This window comes from Lutimaribacter saemankumensis, from assembly GCF_900100005.1.
Classification (GTDB): domain Bacteria; phylum Pseudomonadota; class Alphaproteobacteria; order Rhodobacterales; family Rhodobacteraceae; genus Lutimaribacter; species Lutimaribacter saemankumensis.
Genome location: NZ_FNEB01000006.1, coordinates 154,512 through 174,526, shown reverse-complemented (window position 1 = coordinate 174,526; position 20,015 = coordinate 154,512). Strand labels below are relative to the sequence as shown.

At 64.9% G+C, this 20,015-nt stretch carries 20 protein-coding genes; 6 read left to right on the top strand and 14 right to left on the bottom strand.

Features of this window, described 5'->3' with window-relative positions; all coding sequences use genetic code 11:
• Nucleotides 1–28: 28 nt before the first annotated feature.
• The 7 genes from BLT50_RS12625 to folK all read right to left on the bottom strand — a co-directional run bounded on the left by BLT50_RS12625 (nt 29) and on the right by folK (nt 5,591).
• On the bottom strand, nt 29–499 hold the full coding sequence (locus BLT50_RS12625; RefSeq protein ID WP_090029057.1) for a CAP domain-containing protein: 471 nt from the start codon (nt 497–499) through the stop codon (nt 29–31).
• Nucleotides 499–963: a nucleoside deaminase gene (locus BLT50_RS12620; protein ID WP_090029056.1), complete on the bottom strand. Its 465-nt coding sequence runs from the start codon at nt 961–963 to the stop codon at nt 499–501. Before BLT50_RS12620 ends, BLT50_RS12625 begins: the two co-directional genes overlap by 1 nt.
• Complete coding sequence (locus BLT50_RS12615) at nt 963–1,712, bottom strand: pyridoxine 5'-phosphate synthase (protein WP_090029055.1); 750 nt, start codon at nt 1,710–1,712, stop codon at nt 963–965. The genes BLT50_RS12620 and BLT50_RS12615 overlap by 1 nt, the downstream gene beginning before the upstream one ends.
• A 39-nt stretch (nt 1,713–1,751) precedes the next feature.
• Entirely contained in the window at nt 1,752–2,414 is a 663-nt protein-coding gene (locus BLT50_RS12610; protein ID WP_090029054.1) for a DUF2062 domain-containing protein, read from the bottom strand.
• Between the two features lie 14 nt (nt 2,415–2,428).
• A complete protein-coding gene (locus tag BLT50_RS12605) occupies nt 2,429–4,561 on the bottom strand; it encodes a RelA/SpoT family protein (protein ID WP_090029053.1) in 2,133 nt (710 codons plus the stop codon).
• A 25-nt stretch (nt 4,562–4,586) separates the two neighbouring features.
• On the bottom strand, nt 4,587–4,946 hold the full coding sequence (gene rpoZ / locus BLT50_RS12600) for a DNA-directed RNA polymerase subunit omega (RefSeq protein ID WP_090029052.1): 360 nt from the start codon (nt 4,944–4,946) through the stop codon (nt 4,587–4,589).
• A 75-nt stretch (nt 4,947–5,021) separates the two neighbouring features.
• A complete protein-coding gene (folK, locus tag BLT50_RS12595; protein WP_090029051.1) occupies nt 5,022–5,591 on the bottom strand; it encodes a 2-amino-4-hydroxy-6-hydroxymethyldihydropteridine diphosphokinase in 570 nt (189 codons plus the stop codon).
• Nucleotides 5,592–5,725: 134 nt separating this feature from the next.
• Here folK and BLT50_RS12590 point away from each other — a divergent pair, with 134 nt between their 5' ends.
• On the top strand, nt 5,726–6,295 hold the full coding sequence (locus BLT50_RS12590) for a LabA-like NYN domain-containing protein (RefSeq protein WP_090029050.1): 570 nt from the start codon (nt 5,726–5,728) through the stop codon (nt 6,293–6,295).
• Between the two features lie 4 nt (nt 6,296–6,299).
• Here the strand turns inward: BLT50_RS12590 and BLT50_RS12585 are convergent, their stop codons facing one another.
• The 3 genes from BLT50_RS12585 to BLT50_RS12575 all read right to left on the bottom strand — a co-directional run bounded on the left by BLT50_RS12585 (nt 6,300) and on the right by BLT50_RS12575 (nt 9,889).
• The gene (locus BLT50_RS12585; protein ID WP_217629234.1) at nt 6,300–6,746 is read right to left on the bottom strand and encodes a c-type cytochrome; all 447 of its coding nucleotides are present in this window, start codon (nt 6,744–6,746) and stop codon (nt 6,300–6,302) included.
• 64 nt (nt 6,747–6,810) lie between these two features.
• Nucleotides 6,811–8,940 (bottom strand): ATP-binding protein, encoded by a 2,130-nt coding sequence (locus tag BLT50_RS12580; protein ID WP_090029048.1) that lies wholly within the window; start codon nt 8,938–8,940, stop codon nt 6,811–6,813.
• 136 nt (nt 8,941–9,076) lie between these two features.
• Complete coding sequence (locus BLT50_RS12575; RefSeq protein ID WP_090029047.1) at nt 9,077–9,889, bottom strand: cobalamin B12-binding domain-containing protein; 813 nt, start codon at nt 9,887–9,889, stop codon at nt 9,077–9,079.
• A 132-nt stretch (nt 9,890–10,021) separates the two neighbouring features.
• Between BLT50_RS12575 and ispH the strand changes: the two genes are divergently transcribed.
• The 5 genes from ispH to BLT50_RS12550 are packed head-to-tail and all read left to right on the top strand — an operon-like array spanning nt 10,022 to nt 13,169.
• On the top strand, nt 10,022–10,972 hold the full coding sequence (ispH, locus tag BLT50_RS12570) for a 4-hydroxy-3-methylbut-2-enyl diphosphate reductase (protein ID WP_090029046.1): 951 nt from the start codon (nt 10,022–10,024) through the stop codon (nt 10,970–10,972).
• 14 nt (nt 10,973–10,986) lie between these two features.
• Complete coding sequence (locus BLT50_RS12565; protein ID WP_090029045.1) at nt 10,987–11,439, top strand: DUF3429 domain-containing protein; 453 nt, start codon at nt 10,987–10,989, stop codon at nt 11,437–11,439.
• On the top strand, nt 11,436–12,041 hold the full coding sequence (locus BLT50_RS12560; protein WP_090029044.1) for a class I SAM-dependent DNA methyltransferase: 606 nt from the start codon (nt 11,436–11,438) through the stop codon (nt 12,039–12,041). Before BLT50_RS12565 ends, BLT50_RS12560 begins: the two co-directional genes overlap by 4 nt.
• A 40-nt stretch (nt 12,042–12,081) precedes the next feature.
• The gene (gene rnhA / locus BLT50_RS12555) at nt 12,082–12,546 is read left to right on the top strand and encodes a ribonuclease HI (protein WP_090029043.1); all 465 of its coding nucleotides are present in this window, start codon (nt 12,082–12,084) and stop codon (nt 12,544–12,546) included.
• Entirely contained in the window at nt 12,543–13,169 is a 627-nt protein-coding gene (locus tag BLT50_RS12550; protein WP_090029042.1) for a trimeric intracellular cation channel family protein, read from the top strand. The genes rnhA and BLT50_RS12550 overlap by 4 nt, the downstream gene beginning before the upstream one ends.
• Nucleotides 13,170–13,277: 108 nt before the next feature.
• Here the strand turns inward: BLT50_RS12550 and BLT50_RS12545 are convergent, their stop codons facing one another.
• Genes BLT50_RS12545 through BLT50_RS12530 form a run of 4 tightly spaced genes read right to left on the bottom strand, consistent with a single transcriptional unit; the run spans nt 13,278 to nt 19,994 of the window.
• Nucleotides 13,278–15,329 carry a hypothetical protein gene (locus tag BLT50_RS12545; protein ID WP_090029041.1) on the bottom strand — a complete coding sequence of 684 codons (2,052 nt, stop codon included), beginning with the start codon at nt 15,327–15,329 and terminating at the stop codon, nt 13,278–13,280.
• Complete coding sequence (locus BLT50_RS12540; RefSeq protein ID WP_090029040.1) at nt 15,326–18,115, bottom strand: DUF4159 domain-containing protein; 2,790 nt, start codon at nt 18,113–18,115, stop codon at nt 15,326–15,328. The genes BLT50_RS12545 and BLT50_RS12540 overlap by 4 nt, the downstream gene beginning before the upstream one ends.
• A complete protein-coding gene (locus tag BLT50_RS12535) occupies nt 18,112–18,990 on the bottom strand; it encodes a DUF58 domain-containing protein (RefSeq protein WP_090029039.1) in 879 nt (292 codons plus the stop codon). The genes BLT50_RS12540 and BLT50_RS12535 overlap by 4 nt, the downstream gene beginning before the upstream one ends.
• The gene (locus BLT50_RS12530) at nt 18,987–19,994 is read right to left on the bottom strand and encodes an AAA family ATPase (RefSeq protein WP_090029038.1); all 1,008 of its coding nucleotides are present in this window, start codon (nt 19,992–19,994) and stop codon (nt 18,987–18,989) included. Before BLT50_RS12530 ends, BLT50_RS12535 begins: the two co-directional genes overlap by 4 nt.
• Nucleotides 19,995–20,015 lie beyond the last annotated feature (21 nt).

Sequence of the window (20,015 nt, the reverse complement as noted above, 5' to 3'; positions counted from 1 at the left end):
GCCCCTGAGTGTCAAGAAAACCTGACGATCAGCGCGGACGCCCCAGGATCAGCGTCCAGTAGGGACGCCCATCCCGACCGATACGCAGGCCCGCGCCCGCTTCTGTCACGCCACGCATCAGGATGTTGCGGCGGTGGCCGTCCGACTGCATCCAGCCGTGGACCACCCGGCCCGCATCGCGATACCCGTAGGCCACGTTTTCCGCCGCCGCGCGATAGCCATAGCCCACCCCTCGCAGCCGCGCGGCCAGCTTTCGGCCACCCTTGCCGACATGCGACATACGCCCGCTTTCGGCCATGAAACAGGAATGATCGCCTGCCGCACCCGCCAGCGCGTCGTCCTGCGCAAGCGCGTTCAACCCGCGTTGCCGCCGTTCGGCATTGACGAGGGCCAACACCTGCGCAGCCTGCGCGCCGGCATCGCGCGGCACCGCGCAATCCGCCAGCACTGCCCCGGAGAAAGCCACAAGAAACATGAAGGCGCCGAAGACCGTTTTCATCACGCATCCCCTAGATAGAGCGGCAGCGCGCGCGCCTCGTCATGCCCGCCGTGGAAACTGAACGCCCCGCCCGAGGCGGCCTGCAAATCGGCGATACCGAGCTGCGGGAACTTGAAGAACCGCGGACCGACCTTTTCCTGGGTCGCCGCGAACACGACCCGGTCGATCCTGGCCCAACGCATCGCGGCTAGGCACATCTCGCAGGGTTGGCAGGAAGAAATCAGCGTCATGCCCGACAAATCCGGGCCGCCCATCAGCGCGCCGGCCTTGGCGATGGCCTCGATCTCGGCGTGGCGCGTCGGGTCGCAGGTTTCGGCGACACGGTTCTGCGCGCGGCAAAGTTCGGCGCCGTCACGCAGGATCGCGGCGGTAAAGACCGGTGCGGCCTTTTCGGCGGCGATATCATGCGCCCAGGTCACGATCTCTTGCAGGACGCGCCGTTCAAGATCGCCGGGCGCGGTCATCAGGCGCGCGCCTCGTCCATCAGGCGGCGCATTTCCGCGATGGCCGGACCCAACCCGCGAAAGATCGCCTCGCCAATCAGGAAATGGCCGATGTTCAGCTCCATCACCTCAGGGAAGGCCGCGACCGGTTTCACCGTGTCATAGGTCAGCCCGTGGCCCGCATGCACCTCGAGCCCGAGCTCATGCGCAAAGGCAGACATGTCGCGCATCCGCACAAGTTCCGCATCGCGGTCGTCAAAGCGGCCTTCGGCATGGGCATCGCAATAGGCGCCAGTGTGCAGTTCGATGACCTGCGCCCCGATCCGGGCCGCGGCCTCGATCTGCGGGCGGTCGGCGGCGATGAAGATAGACACGCGGCAGCCCGCTTCGCGCAACGGCGCTATGAAATGGGCAAGGCGGTTTTCCTCGCGCGCGACTTCCAGCCCGCCTTCGGTGGTCTTTTCCTCGCGCTTTTCGGGCACGATACAGACGGCATGCGGTTTGTGCCGCAGGGCGATTTTCTGCATCTCGTCGGTCGCCGCCATTTCGAAATTGAGCGGCACGCTCAGCGCCTCCATCAGCGCGTCGATGTCGCGGTCGGTGATGTGGCGGCGGTCTTCGCGCAGGTGCGCGGTGATGCCGTCGGCCCCGGCCTCTTCGGCCAGTTTGGCGGCACGCACCGGGTCGGGATACGCCCCGCCGCGCGCGTTGCGCACGGTGGCCACATGGTCGATATTCACGCCGAGGCGCAGTTTTCCAAGCGGCTCCATCGCTTTTCCTTTCATTTGGCGGGCGGTCAAGGCGTCGGGCTAATCGCCATTCGCCCGGTCGTCAGTGGCCAATGGCCGTTTCTTGCGCAGCGCCGCAAGCTTGGCTTTCATCGCCCCCTTGCGGCGGTTCTGATAGGCCCGGATCAGCGGCACACTGATGTAGTAGCAGATCACGCCCGCAATGATCCCGGGAATGATACCCCCGATCAGATAGGGAAAGAACACCTCGTCGTAAAAGACGGAAAGGCGCGACCAGTCCATGTCGGTATCGGTGAAGGCGGCGATCAGGTTGCGTTTCAGGTCGGCCCCCGCATCCACGAACATCCGCCCCAGCGATCCGTGCAATTCGGGATCGGCGCGCCGGCTCATGCCAAGCAGCCAGTACCCGGTATTGAGCGAGATCACCCCGATCGGCACATATGTCAGCGGATTGCCGAAAAACGTGGCCAGAAGCGCGGCGATGATGTTGCCCCGCATGATCCAGGCTATGGTTGCCGCGATCACGAAATGCAGGCCGTAGAACGGGGTGAACGTGGTCAGAACGCCTGCAAAGATACCACGGGCGATGCGATGCGGCGGGTCGGGAAGGCGCCGAAGCCGGTGCTTGACGTATAGGGCGGCACGCTTCCAACCGCCGCGGGGCCAGAAAAACTCGAGCACGATCTTCCAGATCGGCCGTCTGTCCCTGCGTTTGAAAACCACTTTGGGCCCTTTCGTCAGTTCCTTTGCGCGTTCAGGCGCGTCGGGTCGCGCAGACGGCTGACCTCGGCAACATCGCTTTCTGCCTCGAGGGCTGTAACAAGCGAATGAAGATGTTCGGCGTCACGCAAATCAACATCAATATGTAGTCTGTAGAAATCTGGTTTCCTGTCGACAAACTCAAGGTCCGAGATATTGGCCTTCTGCTCGCCGATCAATGTGCAAATCCGTCCCAGCACCCCGGCATCGTTGCCGATGGTTATATCCAGGGTGGCCGTGTAGATCGCTGGGTGCGTGCCGCTGTGCCAGTGCAGGTCGAGCCAGCGTTCGGGCTGATCCTCGTATTCGGCCAGCGCCTCGCAGTCGATCGCGTGCACGACAACGCCGCGGCCGCGATAGGTGATGCCGACGATCCGTTCGCCCGGCAGCGGCTGACAACATGGCGCGCGGTCGAAGCTCTGGTCCGGCGACAGGCCGATCACGGCGCGGGTGCGGTCGATCTCTTCGGTCTTGGTGGGGGCAAGGTCGGGATAGATCGCCTGCACGACCTCGCGGCCCGTCAGCTCGGCGCTGCCCAGCCGGGCCAGCAATTCTTCGCGGTCGGAAAGCCGCAGGTGCTTGGCCGCGGTATCGAGCGCCTTGTCGGTCGCCTTTTTGCCCACGTTTTCGAACGCGGCGCGCGCCAGTTCACGGCCGAGCTTGGAAAACCGTTCGCGGTCGGCCTCGCGCAGGGCGCGGCGGATCGCGGTCTTGGCCTTGCCAGTCGTCGCGATTTCAAGCCAGGTGGCCTGCGGCGTCTGGCCTTCGGCGGTGATGATCTCGATGGATTGACCGTTCTTGAGCCGCGTCCACAGCGGCACCCGCATGGTATCCACCTTGGCGCCAACGCAGGCATTGCCGATCCGCGTGTGGATCGCATAGGCGAAGTCGATGGGGGTCGCCCCTTTCGGCAGCTTGACCACCTCGCCCTTGGGGGTGAAGCAGAACACCTTGTCGGTGTACATCTCGAGCTTGACCGCCTCGAGGAAATCCTCGTGGTCTTCTTCCGAGGTGAATTGTTCGGTCAGGCCGCTGATCCACTTGGCAGGATCGACCGCAAAGGGGTTTTCGCTGCGCACGCCGTCACGATAGGACCAGTGCGCCGCAACCCCGGTTTCGGCCACGTCGTGCATGGCCTGGGTTCGGATCTGCACCTCGACGCGCTTGCCGTCACGGCCCGACACGGTCGTGTGGATCGACCGGTATCCGTTGGATTTCGGCTGGCTGATGTAATCCTTGAACCGGCCCGGCACCGCGCGCCACCGCTGGTGGATTGCGCCCAGCGCCTTGTAGCAGTCCATTTCGGACCGGGTGATGATGCGGAACCCGTAGATATCGGAAAGGCGGGAAAACCCCATGTCCTTTTCCTGCATCTTGCGCCAGATCGAATAGGGTTTCTTGGCGCGGCCGAACACCTGCGCGTCGATGTCGTTCTTTTCCAGTTCGCTGCGCATGTCGCCGGTGATGCGCGGGATCACGTCGCCGGTTTCCTTTTGCAGCGTGATGAAACGGCGCATGATCGACGCGCGGCCTTCGGGGTTCAGAACCTTGAAGGCGAGGTCTTCCAGCTCTTCGCGCATCCACTGCATACCCATGCGACCGGCCAGCGGGGCATAGATATCCATTGTCTCGCGCGCTTTCTTGACCTGCTTTTCCGCGCTCATCGCCTTGATCGTGCGCATGTTGTGCAGACGGTCGGCAAGCTTGACCAGGATCACGCGCAGATCCTTGGACATTGCCATGAACAGCTTGCGGAAGTTCTCGGCCTGCTGGGTTTCGGTGCTGGAAAGCTGCAGGTTGGTCAGCTTGGTGACACCGTCCACCAGTTCGGCGATTTCGCGCCCGAACCGTTTCTCGACCTCGGCATAGCTGGCCTTGGTGTCCTCGATCGTATCGTGCAGCAGCGCGGTGATGATGGTGGCATCGTCCAGCCGCTGTTCGGTCAGGATCGCCGCGACGGCAACGGGATGCGTGAAATACGGCTCGCCGGAACGGCGAAGCTGCCCTTCGTGCATCGCAAGGCCGTAATCATAGGCCGCGCGAATGAGCGCCTCGTTGGTTTTCGGGTTGTAGTTGCGGACAAGCGCGATCAGGTCGTCAGCCGCGATCATTCTTTCCGCGTCCCGTTCGGCGGGCTTAGCCCTGCCCCTGTGCTTCCATCAGGGCGCGCAGGAGTTTTTCTTCGGAAAGATCGTCCTCGGCCGGTTTGTCGGCGGGTTCACCCCGACCCATGAGCAGCGCCATCGAGTCCTCTTCGGGCTCGTCGACCTCGATCTGGGTCTGATTCGATTCGATCAGCCGCTCGCGCAGCTCGTCGGCGGACTGGGTTTCCTCGGCAATCTCGCGCAGCGCCACGACAGGGTTCTTGTCGTTGTCACGATCGACCGTCAGGCCTGCACCGGAAGAAATTTCACGCGCACGATGAGCGGCAAGCATCACCAGCTCGAACCGGTTTGGAACCTTGTCGACGCAATCTTCTACGGTCACGCGGGCCATTCAGCACACTCCAGTCACTTTGGGCAGATCAGAAGACCGCTGCCTAACTGATCATTTGAGAAATGACAAGGGCATTCACGCGATCGCGATCACCTCCTTGCGGTCCGTTTCCGGCAGCGCATCGCACATTTCCCGGACGGTCTGCCGCAGTACCGGGTGCCGCCAGTCCGGCGCGACATCGGCCAGAGGCACGAGCACGAAAGCACGCTCTTGCAGGCGCGGGTGCGGCAGGATCAGCTCTTGCGGCGCGACGCGTCCACGCTCATCCGGCGGCAATCGCATCCATTCCTGCTGGGTCGCCCGGTCCGGCAGCACCTGGTCGCCTACCGCCAGAAGATCGAGATCGAGCGTACGCGCGCCCCATCTCTGCTTTCTTTCGCGACCGAAATCGGCTTCGATCTCATGCAGGCCTGCCAGTATCTCCTGTGGCGTCAAATGGGTGTCGACCGAGACGGCGGCGTTGACGTAATCAGGCCCCGCTCCGGGCGGAAAACAAGGGGTGCGGTAAATCCGGCTGAGGGCCGCAATGCGGCCGATGCGCCCATCCATGCGGGCGACCGCAGAGCGCAATGCAACCTCAGGTGAGGTGTCGCCTGTGGGCAAGTTCGCGCCTAGCGCTATCAGACAAGATTGATCCAACGACATAAGAGCCCTATCCTTTTGCGACAATAAATCGCTTGCTGACCAAGTCTGGTAGCCTTATTTTTTTGCTACACCCGAGGTGTCCATTATTTTTTCACTCACGGACGGCACCTTGGGGAAAACCGGAAGGAAGGTATATGTTCTACAAAGACGAACGGCTTGCGCTGTTCATCGATGGATCGAACCTGTATGCGGCTGCCAAGGCGCTGGGTTTCGATATCGATTACAAGCTGCTCCGTCAGGAATTCATGCGGCGCGGAAAGCTGCTGCGTGCGTTCTATTACACGGCGCTGCTTGAAAACGACGAGTATTCTCCCATCCGGCCACTCGTAGACTGGTTGCACTACAACGGTTTCACCATGGTGACGAAACCGGCGAAGGAATACACCGACAGCCAGGGACGGCGGAAGGTGAAAGGCAACATGGACATCGAACTGACGGTCGATGCTATGGAGCTTGCACCGCGCGTCGATCACATCGTGCTGTTTTCCGGCGATGGCGATTTCCGGCCCCTGGTCGAAAGCCTCCAGCGTCAGGGTGTACGGGTTTCCGTCGTATCGACGATCCGCAGCCAGCCACCGATGATCGCCGACGAACTGCGCCGCCAGGCCGACAATTTCATCGAACTGGACGAGCTGAAAGAAGTCATAGGCCGCCCGCCGCGCGAACCCAGCGCACAGCGCGAAACCGCGTACCAGGCCGGCTGACGCCCTACTTGTTGTCCGCCACCGCGTTCAATTCGTTGTGGCGCGATATTATGGGTTTGGGCCAGGTGCTTTTGATGAACGCAAGCACCGCCAGGATTTCGCGATCGGTCAGGATATCGCCGAAACCGCCCATTCGGCTGCGGTATCCATTGCCGACCATCGCCTCGATCCCGTGTTTGGTGATTTCGAACAACTGACTGTCGGGATGATGCCAGGTATGACCGCTTGGGTCATGAGGCGGTGCCGGCAGGTATCCGTCGGCATCGCGGTCGCGCCAGTTTTCCTCACCCTCAAGATTGGCGCCGTGACAGGACGCGCAATAGTCGGCGTAAATCCGTTCACCGGTGCGCACCACCACCGGATCGCGATAGGGAAGCAATCCCGCATCTTCGGTCGCGAATGCCGGTGCAGCCATCACCGGCAGCAGACATATCGCAAAGCGTTTGGGCATCGTCGTTATCATGCCGCAACGCTGTCAGATATCCGCGCCGGATCAACCCACGTCTGCGTGAGGATCAGGCCGCGTCGTTCTGCCGGGCCAAGGCGTCGATCGTCGATTTCAGCTCGGCCAGTTTGACCGGCTTGGACAGGTAGGCGTCCATTCCAGCGGACAGGCACCTTTCCGCCTCGCCATTCAGTGCGTTCGCCGTGATCGCCACGATGGGGATATGTTCGCCGGGACGCGCGGATTCCATGTCGCGGATATGCTGCGTCAACGCGAACCCATCCATCTCCGGCATATGGCAATCTGTCAGGACGATGTCGAAATCGCCGTTCATCCACTCTTTCACAGCTTCGCGGCCGTCCCCGACGATGGTTGCGAGATAGCCGAGTTGCTCGATCTGGCGGCGGATGACCACCTGGTTGATCTCGTTGTCCTCGGCTACAAGGATACGCGGCACCGCGCCGGCCGGCTTTGCCGTGATGGCACCAGGGCGCAGCGACTTGCCCTCGCTATCGGCCGTGCCACGCCGCTGAAGCTGGCGCAGCCCGGCCCAGAGTTCCGATGGCAGAAGCGGCCCGGCCTGAACGATCGCCGTTCCGTCGACGGGCGTGCCGCCGGCCACGTTGCGTATCCGGTTGAGAACGATCATGCGCGCCTCGGGGAAATCCTTGCGGAACGCGGCGATCAGCGCATCGCGGTCGTCCTGACTGTCGGAATACATATCCATCACGAACACCGCATCGCGCGACCGCGCACGCGCGCGATCCCAAAGGTCGTCGCGTTCATCGAGCGCGATCATCACTCCGCCGCAGGCTCCGATGTAGTCCTTCCAGACTTTCCGCTGCCGCTCACCCGCGCGGAAGACCACAAAGGCCGTGTCGGTGAAATCGGGGGTTTCTATGCTCTGGGAAGGCTCGACAATCGGCAGATCCAGCGTGAACTCCGCGCCCTCGCCCAGAACGCTTTCGACCGATATCGTTCCGTTCATCTTGGTCACCAGCTGCTGCACGATGGCAAGCCCCAGCCCGGAACCGCCGTAACGACGGGTCGTGACGTCCTCGGATTGCCGGAAGGGTTCGAAAAGCTGGGCCTGGAACTCTTCGCTGATGCCGATCCCATCATCACGGAAGACCAGGCGCATCCGATCTTCGGCATCGCGGGTCACGCTCAGGTGGACATGCCCGCGGGGCTCGTCGGCAGGCCGGCGGGAGAACTTGATCGCATTGCCCAGCAGGTTCAGGATCACCTGACGCAGCCGGCCCGCGTCGCAAGTGACCATACGCGGAAGCGACATGTCGAAATGCAGGCTCAGATCCACGTTGTAGGAATCCGAATAGGACCGCAGCGTATCGACCGCCGCCTCGACCGTGTGCAGCAAATCGGTGGGTTCGTTCAAAAGTTCCAGTTTGCCGGCCTCGATCTTGGACATATCCAGAATGTCTTCGATGATGCGCAGCAGTGACGCCGAGGATTCCTGCACGGTTTGCAGGATACGCCGCTGGTCTGGTGTCAGTTCGGTATTCTCAAGGATTTCGACCATGCTGACGACACCGTTCATCGGCGTGCGGATTTCATGGCTCATGGCGGCGAGGAATTCGCTTTTTGCCCGGTTGGCCACATCCGCCGCCTCGCGCGACGCGCGCAGGCGTTCGTTGCTCTTGTACATCAGATAGGTGAACACGCCCATTTCAAAGCTGACGACGACGAAGGTGCTTGAAAGCGCAAAGAACGAGACGTGATTGCGCGCGAATTCCGCATCCAGAAGCGGCGGACCGAAATAGTCGTGCCCCAGGATACGGGTGCAAAGCCACGCCATCATCACGCCCAGAACGGCGGCAATCAGGTAATTGCGCTCTCGTTTGATCGAAAATGTCAGGAACGGCCCGCCCAGAAGGGCGGCATACATCGCCTCGACATTGCCGGCCGGATGCACAAGAAACACGGCCGCCGTGATCGCAGCAACCCCGATGACATACCACAAAAGGCGGCCAAGCAGGTTGTAGCCCATCAAGACGACAAGCAAAGAAAGGCTCGTACCGACCAGGACGAACGCGGCGACGGCACCGACGACCCACTGCTGTCCGGCAAGGCTCAGCATCAGCCAGAACAGGCTCAGGGCAATAACGATCCACGCCGTGACACGCACGGTGTAGGTGATATGCGCATCACCGTCTGAAAAGAGGTCTGACTCGCTGCTCACGATAAAGCCTCAAACTCGTTCTTGTCGGATGATCCCGCCGCCGGAACGCGGCAGACGCAATGCACCGCCCGACGGGATCGCACGGCACGGTGCAATTAGAACGGAAAAAACATGGCAAGGTTGAGGCGTGCGCCGATCATGGTTCCTGCGTGGGCGCGCCGGACAGACGTTCCATCGTGGCAATCGCCTCTTCCACCGTTTTCACGGCGCTGTCCGGCGCGATCAGGTTGACGAGGTCCGGTTCGCGATCGACGATCCGTCCGCTGACGATCACGTATATCGCCGGATGCGCGACACGCGCGGCATGAACGATCCTGGCCAAGGCCTCGGCCGTGGCACGCCCGCCCGAAGACAGCCCCAGCACGAGGCAGGATATGTTCTCGATCTCGTTCATGATCGCGTCGTGGGTGGCACCGATAAGCAGCCGCACATCCCAGCCGCGCTGCCGGAACAGCTCGGCCGCCATGTCCAACCCGACGCTATGCTGCTCCCCCGGAACCGAGGCGAACAGAACCGGCTCTTTCTGCGTGATGCGGGTTGCCGGCAAGTGGTCGCGCAGGATGCGCACCAGGTCGTGGATACGCCCGACACCCAACGTGACCTGCATGAAATCCAGCTCGCTTGCATCCCACATCGCGCCCAGCCTTTCGGCCGCCGGCGCAAGATAGCGCGCGAACAGCAGGTCCAGGGAATACCCGTCCGCCTGCAGGTCCAGCATCATCTCGCGTGCCTCGGACGGGTTTTCCGATATCAGCGCTTGGCACAGGATATTGATGTCGGCACGTTGCGGGTGCGACGGGTCGTCGGGTTCCAGCGCAGGGCCCCGCGCGGCCAGCCTGGCCATCACCTCTCGCGCCAGCTCTTCCAGCGCAATTCTGGACAGACGTTGCTCCAACGCGCGGACGCGTTGCTGGGACAGCAGAAAGAATTCTTCGTCGAGGCTGGTCATTTTTGGACCTGCATACAATTGAACACGATTTTCTAGCCCGGTCGGAAAGCAAATCAAGTCCACTTGATCCAAGCCCGCACTGGACGTGGGCTGGGCATTCCCCTACCTCTGGACAAAAGCCCGGAGACCGCGATGACGAAGCCCCCACTGACAATTCACCTTGCGGCGCCGCGCGGATTTTGCGCCGGCGTGGATCGTGCGATCAAGATCGTCGAGATGGCGCTGGAGAAATGGGGTGCGCCGGTTTTTGTCCGGCACGAGATCGTGCACAACAAGTTCGTGGTCGATAATCTGCGCGACCAGGGCGCGGTTTTCGTCGAGGAACTGGAAGACTGCCCCGACGACCGCCCGGTGATCTTTTCGGCCCATGGCGTTCCGAAATCGGTTCCCGCCGCGGCCGAGGCCCGGCAGATGATCTATGTCGATGCCACCTGCCCTCTGGTCAGCAAGGTCCATATCGAGGCCGAACGCCATGCCGAAAACGGCCTGCAGATCGTGATGATCGGCCATGCCGGCCACCCGGAAACCATCGGGACGATGGGTCAGTTGCCCGCAGGCGACGTGCTCTTGGTCGAAACGGTCGAAGACGTGGCCACCCTGGACGTGCGCGACCCCGGAAAGCTGGCCTATGTCACGCAGACAACCCTGTCGATCGACGATACGGCCGATGTCGTGGCCGCGCTGCAGGAACGGTTCCCCGCGATCGTCGGCCCGCACAAGGAAGACATCTGTTACGCAACGACCAACCGCCAGCAGGCGGTCAAGGAAATCGCCCCGCTCTGCGATGCGCTGCTTGTCGTGGGGGCGCCCAATTCGTCGAACTCCAAACGCCTGGTCGAGGTCGGCGCACGCGCCGGCTGCTCCTATGCACAGCTCGTCCAGCGCGCCGGCGACATCGACTGGCGCGCATTGGAAGGCATCGGCAGCCTTGGGATCACCGCAGGCGCATCGGCCCCCGAGGTTCTGGTGAACGAGGTGATCGACGCCTTCCGCGACCGGTTCGACGTCACCGTGAACCTCGTCGAGACCGCACAGGAACGGGTGAACTTCAAGGTGCCCCGCGTTCTGCGCGAAGAGGCGTGACACCGGAACGGCCCATGACACAGATACCTCGCTCTGCCCTGTTGCTTGGCCTTGCCGGCCTGATCCCGTTCGTCTGGGGCGCGATCACCACCGTCTTTCCCGACCTCGGAATGTGGAGCGCACGCGCCATCGGCCCCCGCTTCACCGGGCCCTATGTGGGGCTCTTCTATGGCGCGGTCATCCTGTCCTTCATGTCGGGCGTGTTGTGGGGCTTTGCCACCCGCGCCAACGGCAATGTGGCTGCCACGGGATACGCGCTGTCGGTCATTCCGGCGCTCTGGGCGTTCTTCATGACGGGCGGCGGCCCCACCAGCGCCGGCATCAGCCTGATTGCCGGATTCCTGGGGCTTCTGGGGCTGGACTGGCTGTTCTGGAAACAGGAACTGGCCCCACCCTGGTGGATGTCGCTGCGGGTGATGCTGACGGTGGTCGTCGTCGCCTGCCTTGCCATACCCCTGCTGGGATGAGCCGCGACGAAGAAACCCTGCGCGTCTACGACGCCCGCGCTGCCGAATATGCCCGCGTCACCGCCACGACTGCGCCGGGCGACTTGCTGTCAGCCTTCATCGCGGCATTGCCCGCGGGGGCACGCGTGCTCGACCTGGGCTGCGGACCGGGCACCGACGCCGGTCACATGGCCGCCGCGGGACTTGTCGTCGAGGCGGTCGACGCCTCCGAACCGATGGTGTCGCTGGCCCGCGCGCAGGACGGCGTGGCCGCACGCCAGGCCGATTTCGACATGTTCGCCGCCGAAGGTCATACCGGGATCTATCACGGTATCTGGGCCAATTTCAGTCTGCTTCACGCGCCACGCGCCGCGCTGCCCGGATATCTCGCCGCGATTCACGCAGCGCTTCAGCCCGATGGCCTGTTTCACATCGCGGTCAAAACCGGCACTGGCGAGGCGCGTGACCGTCTGGGCCGTGTCTACAGCTATTACATGCCGGACGAGCTTTCGGCCCTGCTGGATCAGGCTGGCCTTGCACCGCAGTCTATGGCGCAGGGGCGGGACCAGGGGCTGGACGGCACCCTCGCCGACTGGGTCGCGATCCGCGCGAAACGCGCGTGATCGTCTTGCGCCCTGCCCCCGCCCTCCGCTAGATGCGCCCATGACACAGCTTTTCGCTTACACGGACGGTGCATGTTCCGGCAATCCAGGCCCCGGAGGCTGGGGCGTCCTGCTGCGCGCATTGGATGGCGATACCATCCTGAAAGAGCGCGAACTCAACGGCGGCGAACCCGAGACAACGAACAACCGGATGGAATTGCTGGCCGCCATCGCCGCGCTGGAAACGCTTTCCAAACCATCGCAGATCACCATCGTCACCGACAGCGCCTATGTTAAGAACGGCGTCACCGGCTGGATTCACGGCTGGAAACGCAACGGCTGGAAAACCTCGAACAAGAAGCCGGTCAAGAACGTGGAACTATGGCAGCGCCTGGACGAGGCGCAACGCCGCCACGACGTGACCTGGGAATGGGTCAAGGGGCATGCCGGCCACCCCGAAAACGAACGCGCCGACGAACTGGCCCGCGCGGGCATGGCCCCCTTCAAACCGGGCAAGGCGGGATGAGCGCGCTTCTTCTCGCGCTCGATTATGCGGCGGTGCTGATCTTCGCACTGACCGGCGCGCTGGTGGCCAGCCGCGCCCAGCTTGACATCGTGGGTTTTGCGTTTCTCGCCTGCCTGACGGCGGTGGGCGGCGGCACGCTGCGCGACGTTCTTCTGGACCGCAACCCGGTGTTCTGGATAGCCGCACCCAGTTTCCTGGCTGTCGCTGCGGCGGCCGCGATCCTTGTGTTCTTCACCGCGCACCTGCTCGAAAGCCGCTACCGCGCGCTCTTGTGGCTCGATGCCTGCGCCCTGGCCGTCGCCGTCACCGCCGGTGCGGGTGTGGCGCTGTCGCTGAACCAGCCCGCGCCCATCGTCATCATCATGGGCATGGTCACCGGATGCATGGGCGGGCTGATGCGCGACGTTGTCGTGGGCGAGGTGCCGCTGGTGCTGAAACAGGGCGAACTCTACGTAACCGCCGCCTTCGCGGGCGCGCTGGCCGCGGTGACCGCCGAACGGATAGGCGAAACGCCATGGATCACCCTGTCGGCATGCGCGGCGGTCACGCTGATACTGCGCGCGGGCTCCTTGCGCTTCGGATGGCGCCTGCCGGTTTACCGCAGCCGCCCGCCTCGCACCTGATCTTTCTCTTTCCTGAAAATATCCCGGGGAGTTCGAGGGGCAGCGCCCCTCGACCCGCATCGCGCCAGCGATGCACATACGGCGCGGGCGCCAGCCCGCTCCGCCGGATCAGCGCCGGCCCTCGCGCAGCCACGCCCCGACGATCAGGGCCGACGCCAGCAAGAGAACCAGCCATTCCGGCAGCAAGGGCACCTTGGTCACGTCCAGCGTCTGATACGCATCGCGCGGGGTGATCCCGATCCATCCGCGGCCGGCGGCGGGGCGACCCTCGCGCACGGCACGGACCTGCGGCACACCTTCCGCGGCAAGAGCCACCGCGCCGCCGCGGCCCGCGTCGATGACCGGGCGCAGCACCTCGTCGGTGGCGATGGTTTGCACGAATTCGCGCGGCGCTGCCGGCCCCAGCCCGATCACCGCCTCCTGATCCCCTTCTTCCAGGCGATAGAGGCCGATTTCAGGGCCCTGGTAAATCGCTTCGTACTGACCGGGCCGCACCTCAGTTAGCGGCACCTGCACCTCGTCACCCGACGGCGTGGTGACCGTCACGTCCCCGACGGCCTCACCCAGCGTGCGGCGGATGATGCGCATCGTCTGGCCCGTCGGCTCGGCCCAGATCGCCTCTTCCTCCAGCTCGGGCTCCTTCATCATCCAGTGGGCCAGCCGCCGCAGCAACTCCAGCTGCGGCCCACCGCCTTCGAACCCGCGATCCCACAACCACGCCTGGTCCGACGCCAACAGCGCGATCCGACCCTCGCCCACACGGTCCAGCACCAGCAGCGGCTTTTCCTCGGCGCCTGACATGACGACGTTGCCGGATTGCGGCTCGACCTCGATCTGACGCATCCAGCGCCCCCAGTCGCCCGCACCCTGCGGTGCAAGGCCGGCAGTCACCGGGTGGCGCTGACCAATATCGGTGACCGAGGGCGTATATCCCTGTTCGATCACCCGCGCCGTGGGCGCGGCCGGCACCACCTGGCTCAGCGGCGAGCGATAGATGGAGTCCGCACTCGCGAAATCCGGCCCCGCCGCGATCAGCACCGCGCCGCCGGTTTCGACATAGTTGCGCACATTGTCCAGGTAGAGCGACGGAAGGATGCCGCGCCGCTTGTAGCGGTCAAAGATGATCAGGTCGAAATCCTCGATCTTGTCCATGAACAGCTCGCGCGTCGGAAACGCGATCAGGCTCAGCTCGGCCACCGGCACGCCATCCTGTTTCTCGGGCGGCCGCAGGATCGTGAAATGCACCAGGTCGACCGAGCTGTCGGATTTCAGAAGGTTGCGCCAGGTGCGCCCGCCGGCATGGGGCTCGCCCGACACCAGCAGCACCCGCAGCCGGTCGCGCACACCGTTGATCTGCACCAGCGCGGTATTGTTGCGGTCTGTCAGTTCGCCCTCGGCTTCGGGCACCGAGAACTGGATCACGTTGCGCCCGCCATGCGGCAGCTCCAGCGGCAGATCCACCGTGCGGCCCACGCGCAGGTCAAAGCGTTGCGCTTCACCGCCATCGACCGAGATATCCAGCGAAGCCATGGCGTTTTGTTCGGGCGCGGCCCCCATGTCCTCGATACGGATCGACAGGGTGACCGGTTCGCCCAGGATGGCAAAGGCCGGGGCGTTCTCGACCACCAGCCGCCGGTCCCAGTCGCTGTCGCGCCCGGTATGCAGCAAATGGAACGGTGCGGGCAGATCGCTGGCCAGGTCCGCGTCATGCACCTGTCCATCGGACAACGCCACGATCCCGGCTATGCGGCCGCGCGGTTCCTCGGCCAGGGCCTCGTTGATGGCCGTCATAAGCTGTGTGCCGGTGTCGTCTTCGCCATCGCCCAGGTTGATCCGGCGCAGCTCGGTGTTGGGGCGCGCGGCGATCGCCGCTTCGATCTGGCGCGCGGCATCGTCGGTGAGGGCCGCGCGATCGCCAAGTTTCTGGCTCGACGAGCCATCGACCGCCATCAGCACGATATCGGACAAGGGCGCACGGTCCTCCATCTGCCAGCTCGGGCCGGCCAACGCCCCCAGCACGACCATCGCCGCCAGGGCCCGCAGCGCCCAGCCCGTCAGCCCGCGCCACAGCGCAAGGCCGATGCCGGCCGCCGCGACCGCCGCCAGAACCGCCAGCACCACCCAGTGCAGCAGGGGGTCGAAGATCACCGTTCCCGTCATTGGCCCAACCTGTCCAGCAACGCAGGCACATGGACCTGGTCGGATTTGTAGTTGCCCGTCAGCACATGCATCACCAGGTTCACCCCGAAACGATAGGCCAGTTCACGCTGGCGTTCGCCGCTGAACCCGCGCCCCACCGGATAGAGCGGGTTGCCCCGGTCATCCATCGCCCAGGCCGCGGCCCAGTCGTTGCCGCCGATCACCACCGGCGTCACCCCGTCATTGAGGTTGCGAAACGGCATGCCCTCGATCTGTTCGGCATCCGCGGGGGCCGCCTCGACCCAGACATCACGGCTGACATGGCGGCCGGGGAAATCCTGCAGCAGATAGAAGGTGCGCGTCAGCACGTGGTCGGACGGCACAGGCTCCAGCGGCGGAATGTCCAGCGGGCGGGCCAGTTCCTGCAGCTTGCGCCCGTTCGGGCTGGCCGCGCCGAACCCGGCGACATCGGCATCGCGCGTGTCGAACAGGATCATCCCGCCCGAACGCAGGTAGCGGTTGAGCTTGGCATAGGCTTCGGCGGACGGCATCGGCTGATCAGGCGTGATCGGCCAGTACAGCATCGGGAAAAGCGACAATTCGTCGGTTTCCAGGTTCACGCCGATCGGGTTGGCGGGTTCGACCGACGTGCGGAAGAACAGCACATCCGACAATCCGCGCATGCCCGCCTCGGCCATTTCGTCCAGTTGGCTGTTGCCCGTCAGGACATGCGCCAACACCATCTCGGCGGTGGCCGCGATGGCGAAATCCTCGTCGACCTGCGCCGCATCCTGCGCCCGCGCCTGCCCGGCCGGCAGCATCAGCGACAGCGCGACCAACGCGGCGCCCGTGCCTTTCGCAATGCCACCGCCACCGCCACGCAGACGGCCCGACAGCGCCAGCGTCGCGATCACATCCGCCGCCAGCAGGATCAGCGCCAGCGCCAGCAGCCAGCCGCCGAGCGGCTGTTCGGGCGGACGATCCATACCCTCGACAGGAATACGCGCGGGCCAGGCCGCAGGCACCAGGACGCGGTCCGCGCTCATGGCATTGCGTGCGATACGCCTGTCTTCGCCCTCATAAACGCCGGGCCGCAGGTTGGGGCCCAGCGGCGCCGCCACCAGATCGGCGCCATCGACACCGGGCAAAGTCTGTGCCTCGTCGATGCGCCCGAACCCATCCAGCACGGCGCGCGGCTGCCAAGTGGTGCCTTCAAGATCGCCCGCCTCGGGCTGGCCCGTCGCCGAGGACACCGCCAGACGCTCCAGCATCTGGACGAACAGGCCCGACAGAGGCAGCGTCGACCATTCAGCATTGGCCGTCACATGCACCAGCACGACCTGGCCCTGCCCGATCCGCTTGCGCGTGACCAGCGGCGTGCCATCCGAAAGCTGCGCGATCACCCGCTCGGCCAGCGTCGGGTCGGGCTGGGCCATGACCTGCGCGCTGACACGCACGTCGCCCGGAATGTCGAGGCCGTAGAACGGGCTGTCCTCGGCAAAGGGCGCCAGCGATTTCGGCTCGCCCCAGCTCATCGCACCACCCACCGTGCGGCCGCCGGCGCGCAGGCGCACGGGCATCAGCGGCGCCTCTTCGCTGCGGCTCACGTCACTGGCCGCCAGGCGCGGCCCGGCAAATCGCAACAGCAGGCCGCCGCCATCCACCCAATCCAGCAGATCGGCCTGCTCGGCCCCCGACAGCGTCGCGACATCGGCCAGGACCACGACATCGGGGTTGGCCGGCAGGATATCGGTCAGCGCGCCATCCAGAAGGTCGGCCGACGGCTCCAACGCCTGGCGCAGGTAATGCAGCGGCTCCAGCAGTTCGAGCCCTTCGCGGTCGTCCCGCCCGGCAATCAGCGCGACCTCGCGCCGGCGCAGGCTGTCATCCGACAGCGCCACGGCGCCCGCACTGCGCGCGCCTTCGATCTCGAACCGGGTGATCCGCCCGCGCAGTTCCGCCGGCAGGGACAACTCGCCCGTCGCCTCGGCCTCGCCAGGCGCGAAGCTCAGGTTCAGCCGCGCCAGGATGCGGGCGACGCCGGCGGGGTCCAGCCCGTGCGCGGCAATGGTGATGTCGCGCGGCCCGGTGGTGACGGCGCGGCGCGCGGTCAGCGTGACGATGCCGCCTTCGAATGTCGCCGGCAGCAACGCCATCGCACCGCGCCCGCCTTCGATCACGCGCACGGCGCCGCGCGCCTCGAGCGCCGACAGCAAACCGTCACGTCCCGTCAAGGCCAGCCCGTCTGACAGCCAGACGGTATCGAACGGCCCGTCCCCCAACGCAGCCGCGGCCTGCGCAATCAAGTCTTCGGACGGCTCCCACGGTTGGGGGGTCAGTCCCGCGATCCGTGCCTGCCATTGATCAGGAGCCTGGAAAACCGGCTCTTCCGGCGTGGTCAGCCGCAAAACCGCCGCAGTACGCCCCGCACGCCCCGCCTCGGCCAGCAGACGGTCCAGCATATCGGCCCGCGCGGTCCAGTCCTGCGCACCGGTCCAGCCGCCATCCAGGACGAACAGGACAGGCCCGTCACCCGCGGTCGGGTCTTCCGGTTCCGGGTTCAGGATCGGGCCGGCCAGCCCGACGATCACCGCCGCAACCGCCAGCATCCGCAACAGCAACAGCCACCACGGTGTGCGGTCTGTCACCGTGTGGTCGTCGGTCAGGCCAAGCAGCAGCGCCACGCCCGGGAACCGCCGCCGGATCGGCGCCGGTGGGATCGCCCGCAGGATCAGCCACAGGATCGGCAGCGCAACGAGCGCCGCCAGCAACCAGGGCGCGGCAAAACCAATCGGGCCAAACGTCATCGCACAGCCCCCTGGTCCATTGCCCGCCACGCCCACAGCAGCGCGGCCTGCGCGCTGTCACCGGTGTGGTGGCAATGATATTGCCACCCGGTCGCGCGGCAAAGCTGCGCCAGCTCGTCCTTTCGCGCGGCAAGGCGCTGCAGATACCGGTCGCGCAGATCGCCCGCCTTCAGCGTCTCATGGCTGAGCGTGCCGCCGACGCTTTCGAACACCGTGCGGCCCTGAAACGGGAACGCCTCTTCGCTGGGGTCGAGAACCTGGATAAGCAGGCCCCGCACACCCCGGTCGGCGGCCTTGGTCAAAGCCGCATGAACCGGCGCCACGTCGCCCATGAAATCGGAAATGAACACCGCCCGCGCATGCGGGATCATGCCGCGCGCCTCGGGCTCGCCATAGTCGCTGGCATCGTCGTCCATGAAAATCGCGGCAAGCCGTTCCAGCTGCGCATTGCCACGGCGCGGCGGCAGGCTGGCGCCAGTCAGGCCCACACGCTCGCCGCCGCGGATCAGCATGACAGACAGCGCCAGTGCCAAAAGGCGCGCGCGGTCGCCCTTTTCCGGCAATCCCTTGTCAGACGAAAACCGCATCGAGGCCGCACGGTCGACCCACAGCATCACCGACTGAGCGATCTGCCATTCGCGCTCGCGCACGAATTGCTGATCGCCCCGCCCGGAGCGGCGCCAATCGATGCGGTGCGCCGGATCGCCCGGCTGTGCCGGTCGGTATTGCCAGAAATCATCCCCCAGCCCCGCGCGCCGCCGTCCGTGTTCGCCCAAAAGGACGGTGCCGGCCAGTTGCTCGGCCCGCGCCAGAAGCGGCGGCAGCCGGGCGGCTTCGGACTCGGCCCGGGCACGAAGGGCAAGGGGTGTTGTCACGCTGCGGCCTCTTTACGGGTCACCTGGCCCACGGTTTCAGCGATCAGCGAAGCAAGATCGTCACCCCGCGCACGCGCGGCAAAGTTCAACGCCATGCGGTGAATGAGAACCGGGTGGGCCATGTCGGCCACATCCTCGACCGAAGGCGCCAGACGGCCTTGCAGCAGCGCCCGCGCCCGTACAGTCAGCATCAGCGCCTGCGCCGCGCGCGGTCCAGGCCCCCAGGCCACGGTCTGGCGCACGCGGTCATTCGCGCTGTCGTCATCCGGGCGGAACGCACGCACCAGATCAAGGATCGCCTCGACCACGCTGTCGCCGACCGGCATCCTGCGCAGCAGCGTCTGCGCCTCGATCAGTTCGGCGGCGGTGAACACCCCGTGCGCCTCTTCCTCGGCCACGCCGGTGGTGGCCAGCAGGATATCCCGCTCGGTCTGGCGGTCGGGGTATTTCACGTCGATCTGCACCAGGAAACGGTCAAGCTGCGCCTCGGGCAGCGGGTAGGTACCTTCCTGTTCGATGGGGTTCTGGGTGGCCAGAACGTGGAACGGGACACCGAGCGGACGATCCTCGCCAGCGACGGTCACGCGGCGTTCCTGCATCGCCTGCAGCAGCGCCGATTGCGTGCGGGGGCTTGCGCGGTTGATCTCGTCGGCCATCAGAAGCTGGCAGAAGATCGGCCCGGGCACGAAACGGAAATGCCGCTTGCCGTCGTCCGACGTGTCCAGGACCTCGGAGCCGAGGATGTCGGAAGGCATCAGATCAGGCGTGAACTGAATACGGTTGCCATCCAGGCCCATGACCGTGGACAGGGTCTCGACCAGCCGGGTCTTGCCAAGGCCCGGAAGGCCGATCAACAACCCGTGTCCACCACACAAAAGCGCGGTCAGGGTCAGGTCGACAACGCGCTCCTGCCCGATGAATCGCCGCGTGATCGACGCGCGCGCATGCGCCAGTTTTTCTTCCAGCGCCTCGATCCCGGCCACCAGATCGGTGTCATCGGTCATGGCATTCCTCCTGTCATGGAC

What these genes read in the sequence shown, in the direction of transcription:
- BLT50_RS12625 (WP_090029057.1), bottom strand. Translation starts at nt 499, where the DNA reads ATGAAAACGGTCTTCGGCGCCTTCATGTTTCTTGTGGCTTTCTCCGGG.
- BLT50_RS12620 (WP_090029056.1), bottom strand. Translation starts at nt 963, where the DNA reads ATGACCGCGCCCGGCGATCTTGAACGGCGCGTCCTGCAAGAGATCGTG.
- BLT50_RS12615 (WP_090029055.1), bottom strand. Translation starts at nt 1,712, where the DNA reads ATGGAGCCGCTTGGAAAACTGCGCCTCGGCGTGAATATCGACCATGTG.
- BLT50_RS12605 (WP_090029053.1), bottom strand. Translation starts at nt 4,561, where the DNA reads ATGATCGCGGCTGACGACCTGATCGCGCTTGTCCGCAACTACAACCCG.
- rpoZ (WP_090029052.1), bottom strand. Translation starts at nt 4,946, where the DNA reads ATGGCCCGCGTGACCGTAGAAGATTGCGTCGACAAGGTTCCAAACCGG.
- folK (WP_090029051.1), bottom strand. Translation starts at nt 5,591, where the DNA reads ATGTCGTTGGATCAATCTTGTCTGATAGCGCTAGGCGCGAACTTGCCC.
- BLT50_RS12590 (WP_090029050.1), top strand. Translation starts at nt 5,726, where the DNA reads ATGTTCTACAAAGACGAACGGCTTGCGCTGTTCATCGATGGATCGAAC.
- BLT50_RS12585 (WP_217629234.1), bottom strand. Translation starts at nt 6,746, where the DNA reads ATGCCCAAACGCTTTGCGATATGTCTGCTGCCGGTGATGGCTGCACCG.
- BLT50_RS12575 (WP_090029047.1), bottom strand. Translation starts at nt 9,889, where the DNA reads ATGACCAGCCTCGACGAAGAATTCTTTCTGCTGTCCCAGCAACGCGTC.
- ispH (WP_090029046.1), top strand. Translation starts at nt 10,022, where the DNA reads ATGACGAAGCCCCCACTGACAATTCACCTTGCGGCGCCGCGCGGATTT.
- BLT50_RS12565 (WP_090029045.1), top strand. Translation starts at nt 10,987, where the DNA reads ATGACACAGATACCTCGCTCTGCCCTGTTGCTTGGCCTTGCCGGCCTG.
- BLT50_RS12560 (WP_090029044.1), top strand. Translation starts at nt 11,436, where the DNA reads ATGAGCCGCGACGAAGAAACCCTGCGCGTCTACGACGCCCGCGCTGCC.
- rnhA (WP_090029043.1), top strand. Translation starts at nt 12,082, where the DNA reads ATGACACAGCTTTTCGCTTACACGGACGGTGCATGTTCCGGCAATCCA.
- BLT50_RS12550 (WP_090029042.1), top strand. Translation starts at nt 12,543, where the DNA reads ATGAGCGCGCTTCTTCTCGCGCTCGATTATGCGGCGGTGCTGATCTTC.
- BLT50_RS12545 (WP_090029041.1), bottom strand. Translation starts at nt 15,329, where the DNA reads ATGACGGGAACGGTGATCTTCGACCCCCTGCTGCACTGGGTGGTGCTG.
- BLT50_RS12540 (WP_090029040.1), bottom strand. Translation starts at nt 18,115, where the DNA reads ATGACGTTTGGCCCGATTGGTTTTGCCGCGCCCTGGTTGCTGGCGGCG.
- BLT50_RS12530 (WP_090029038.1), bottom strand. Translation starts at nt 19,994, where the DNA reads ATGACCGATGACACCGATCTGGTGGCCGGGATCGAGGCGCTGGAAGAA.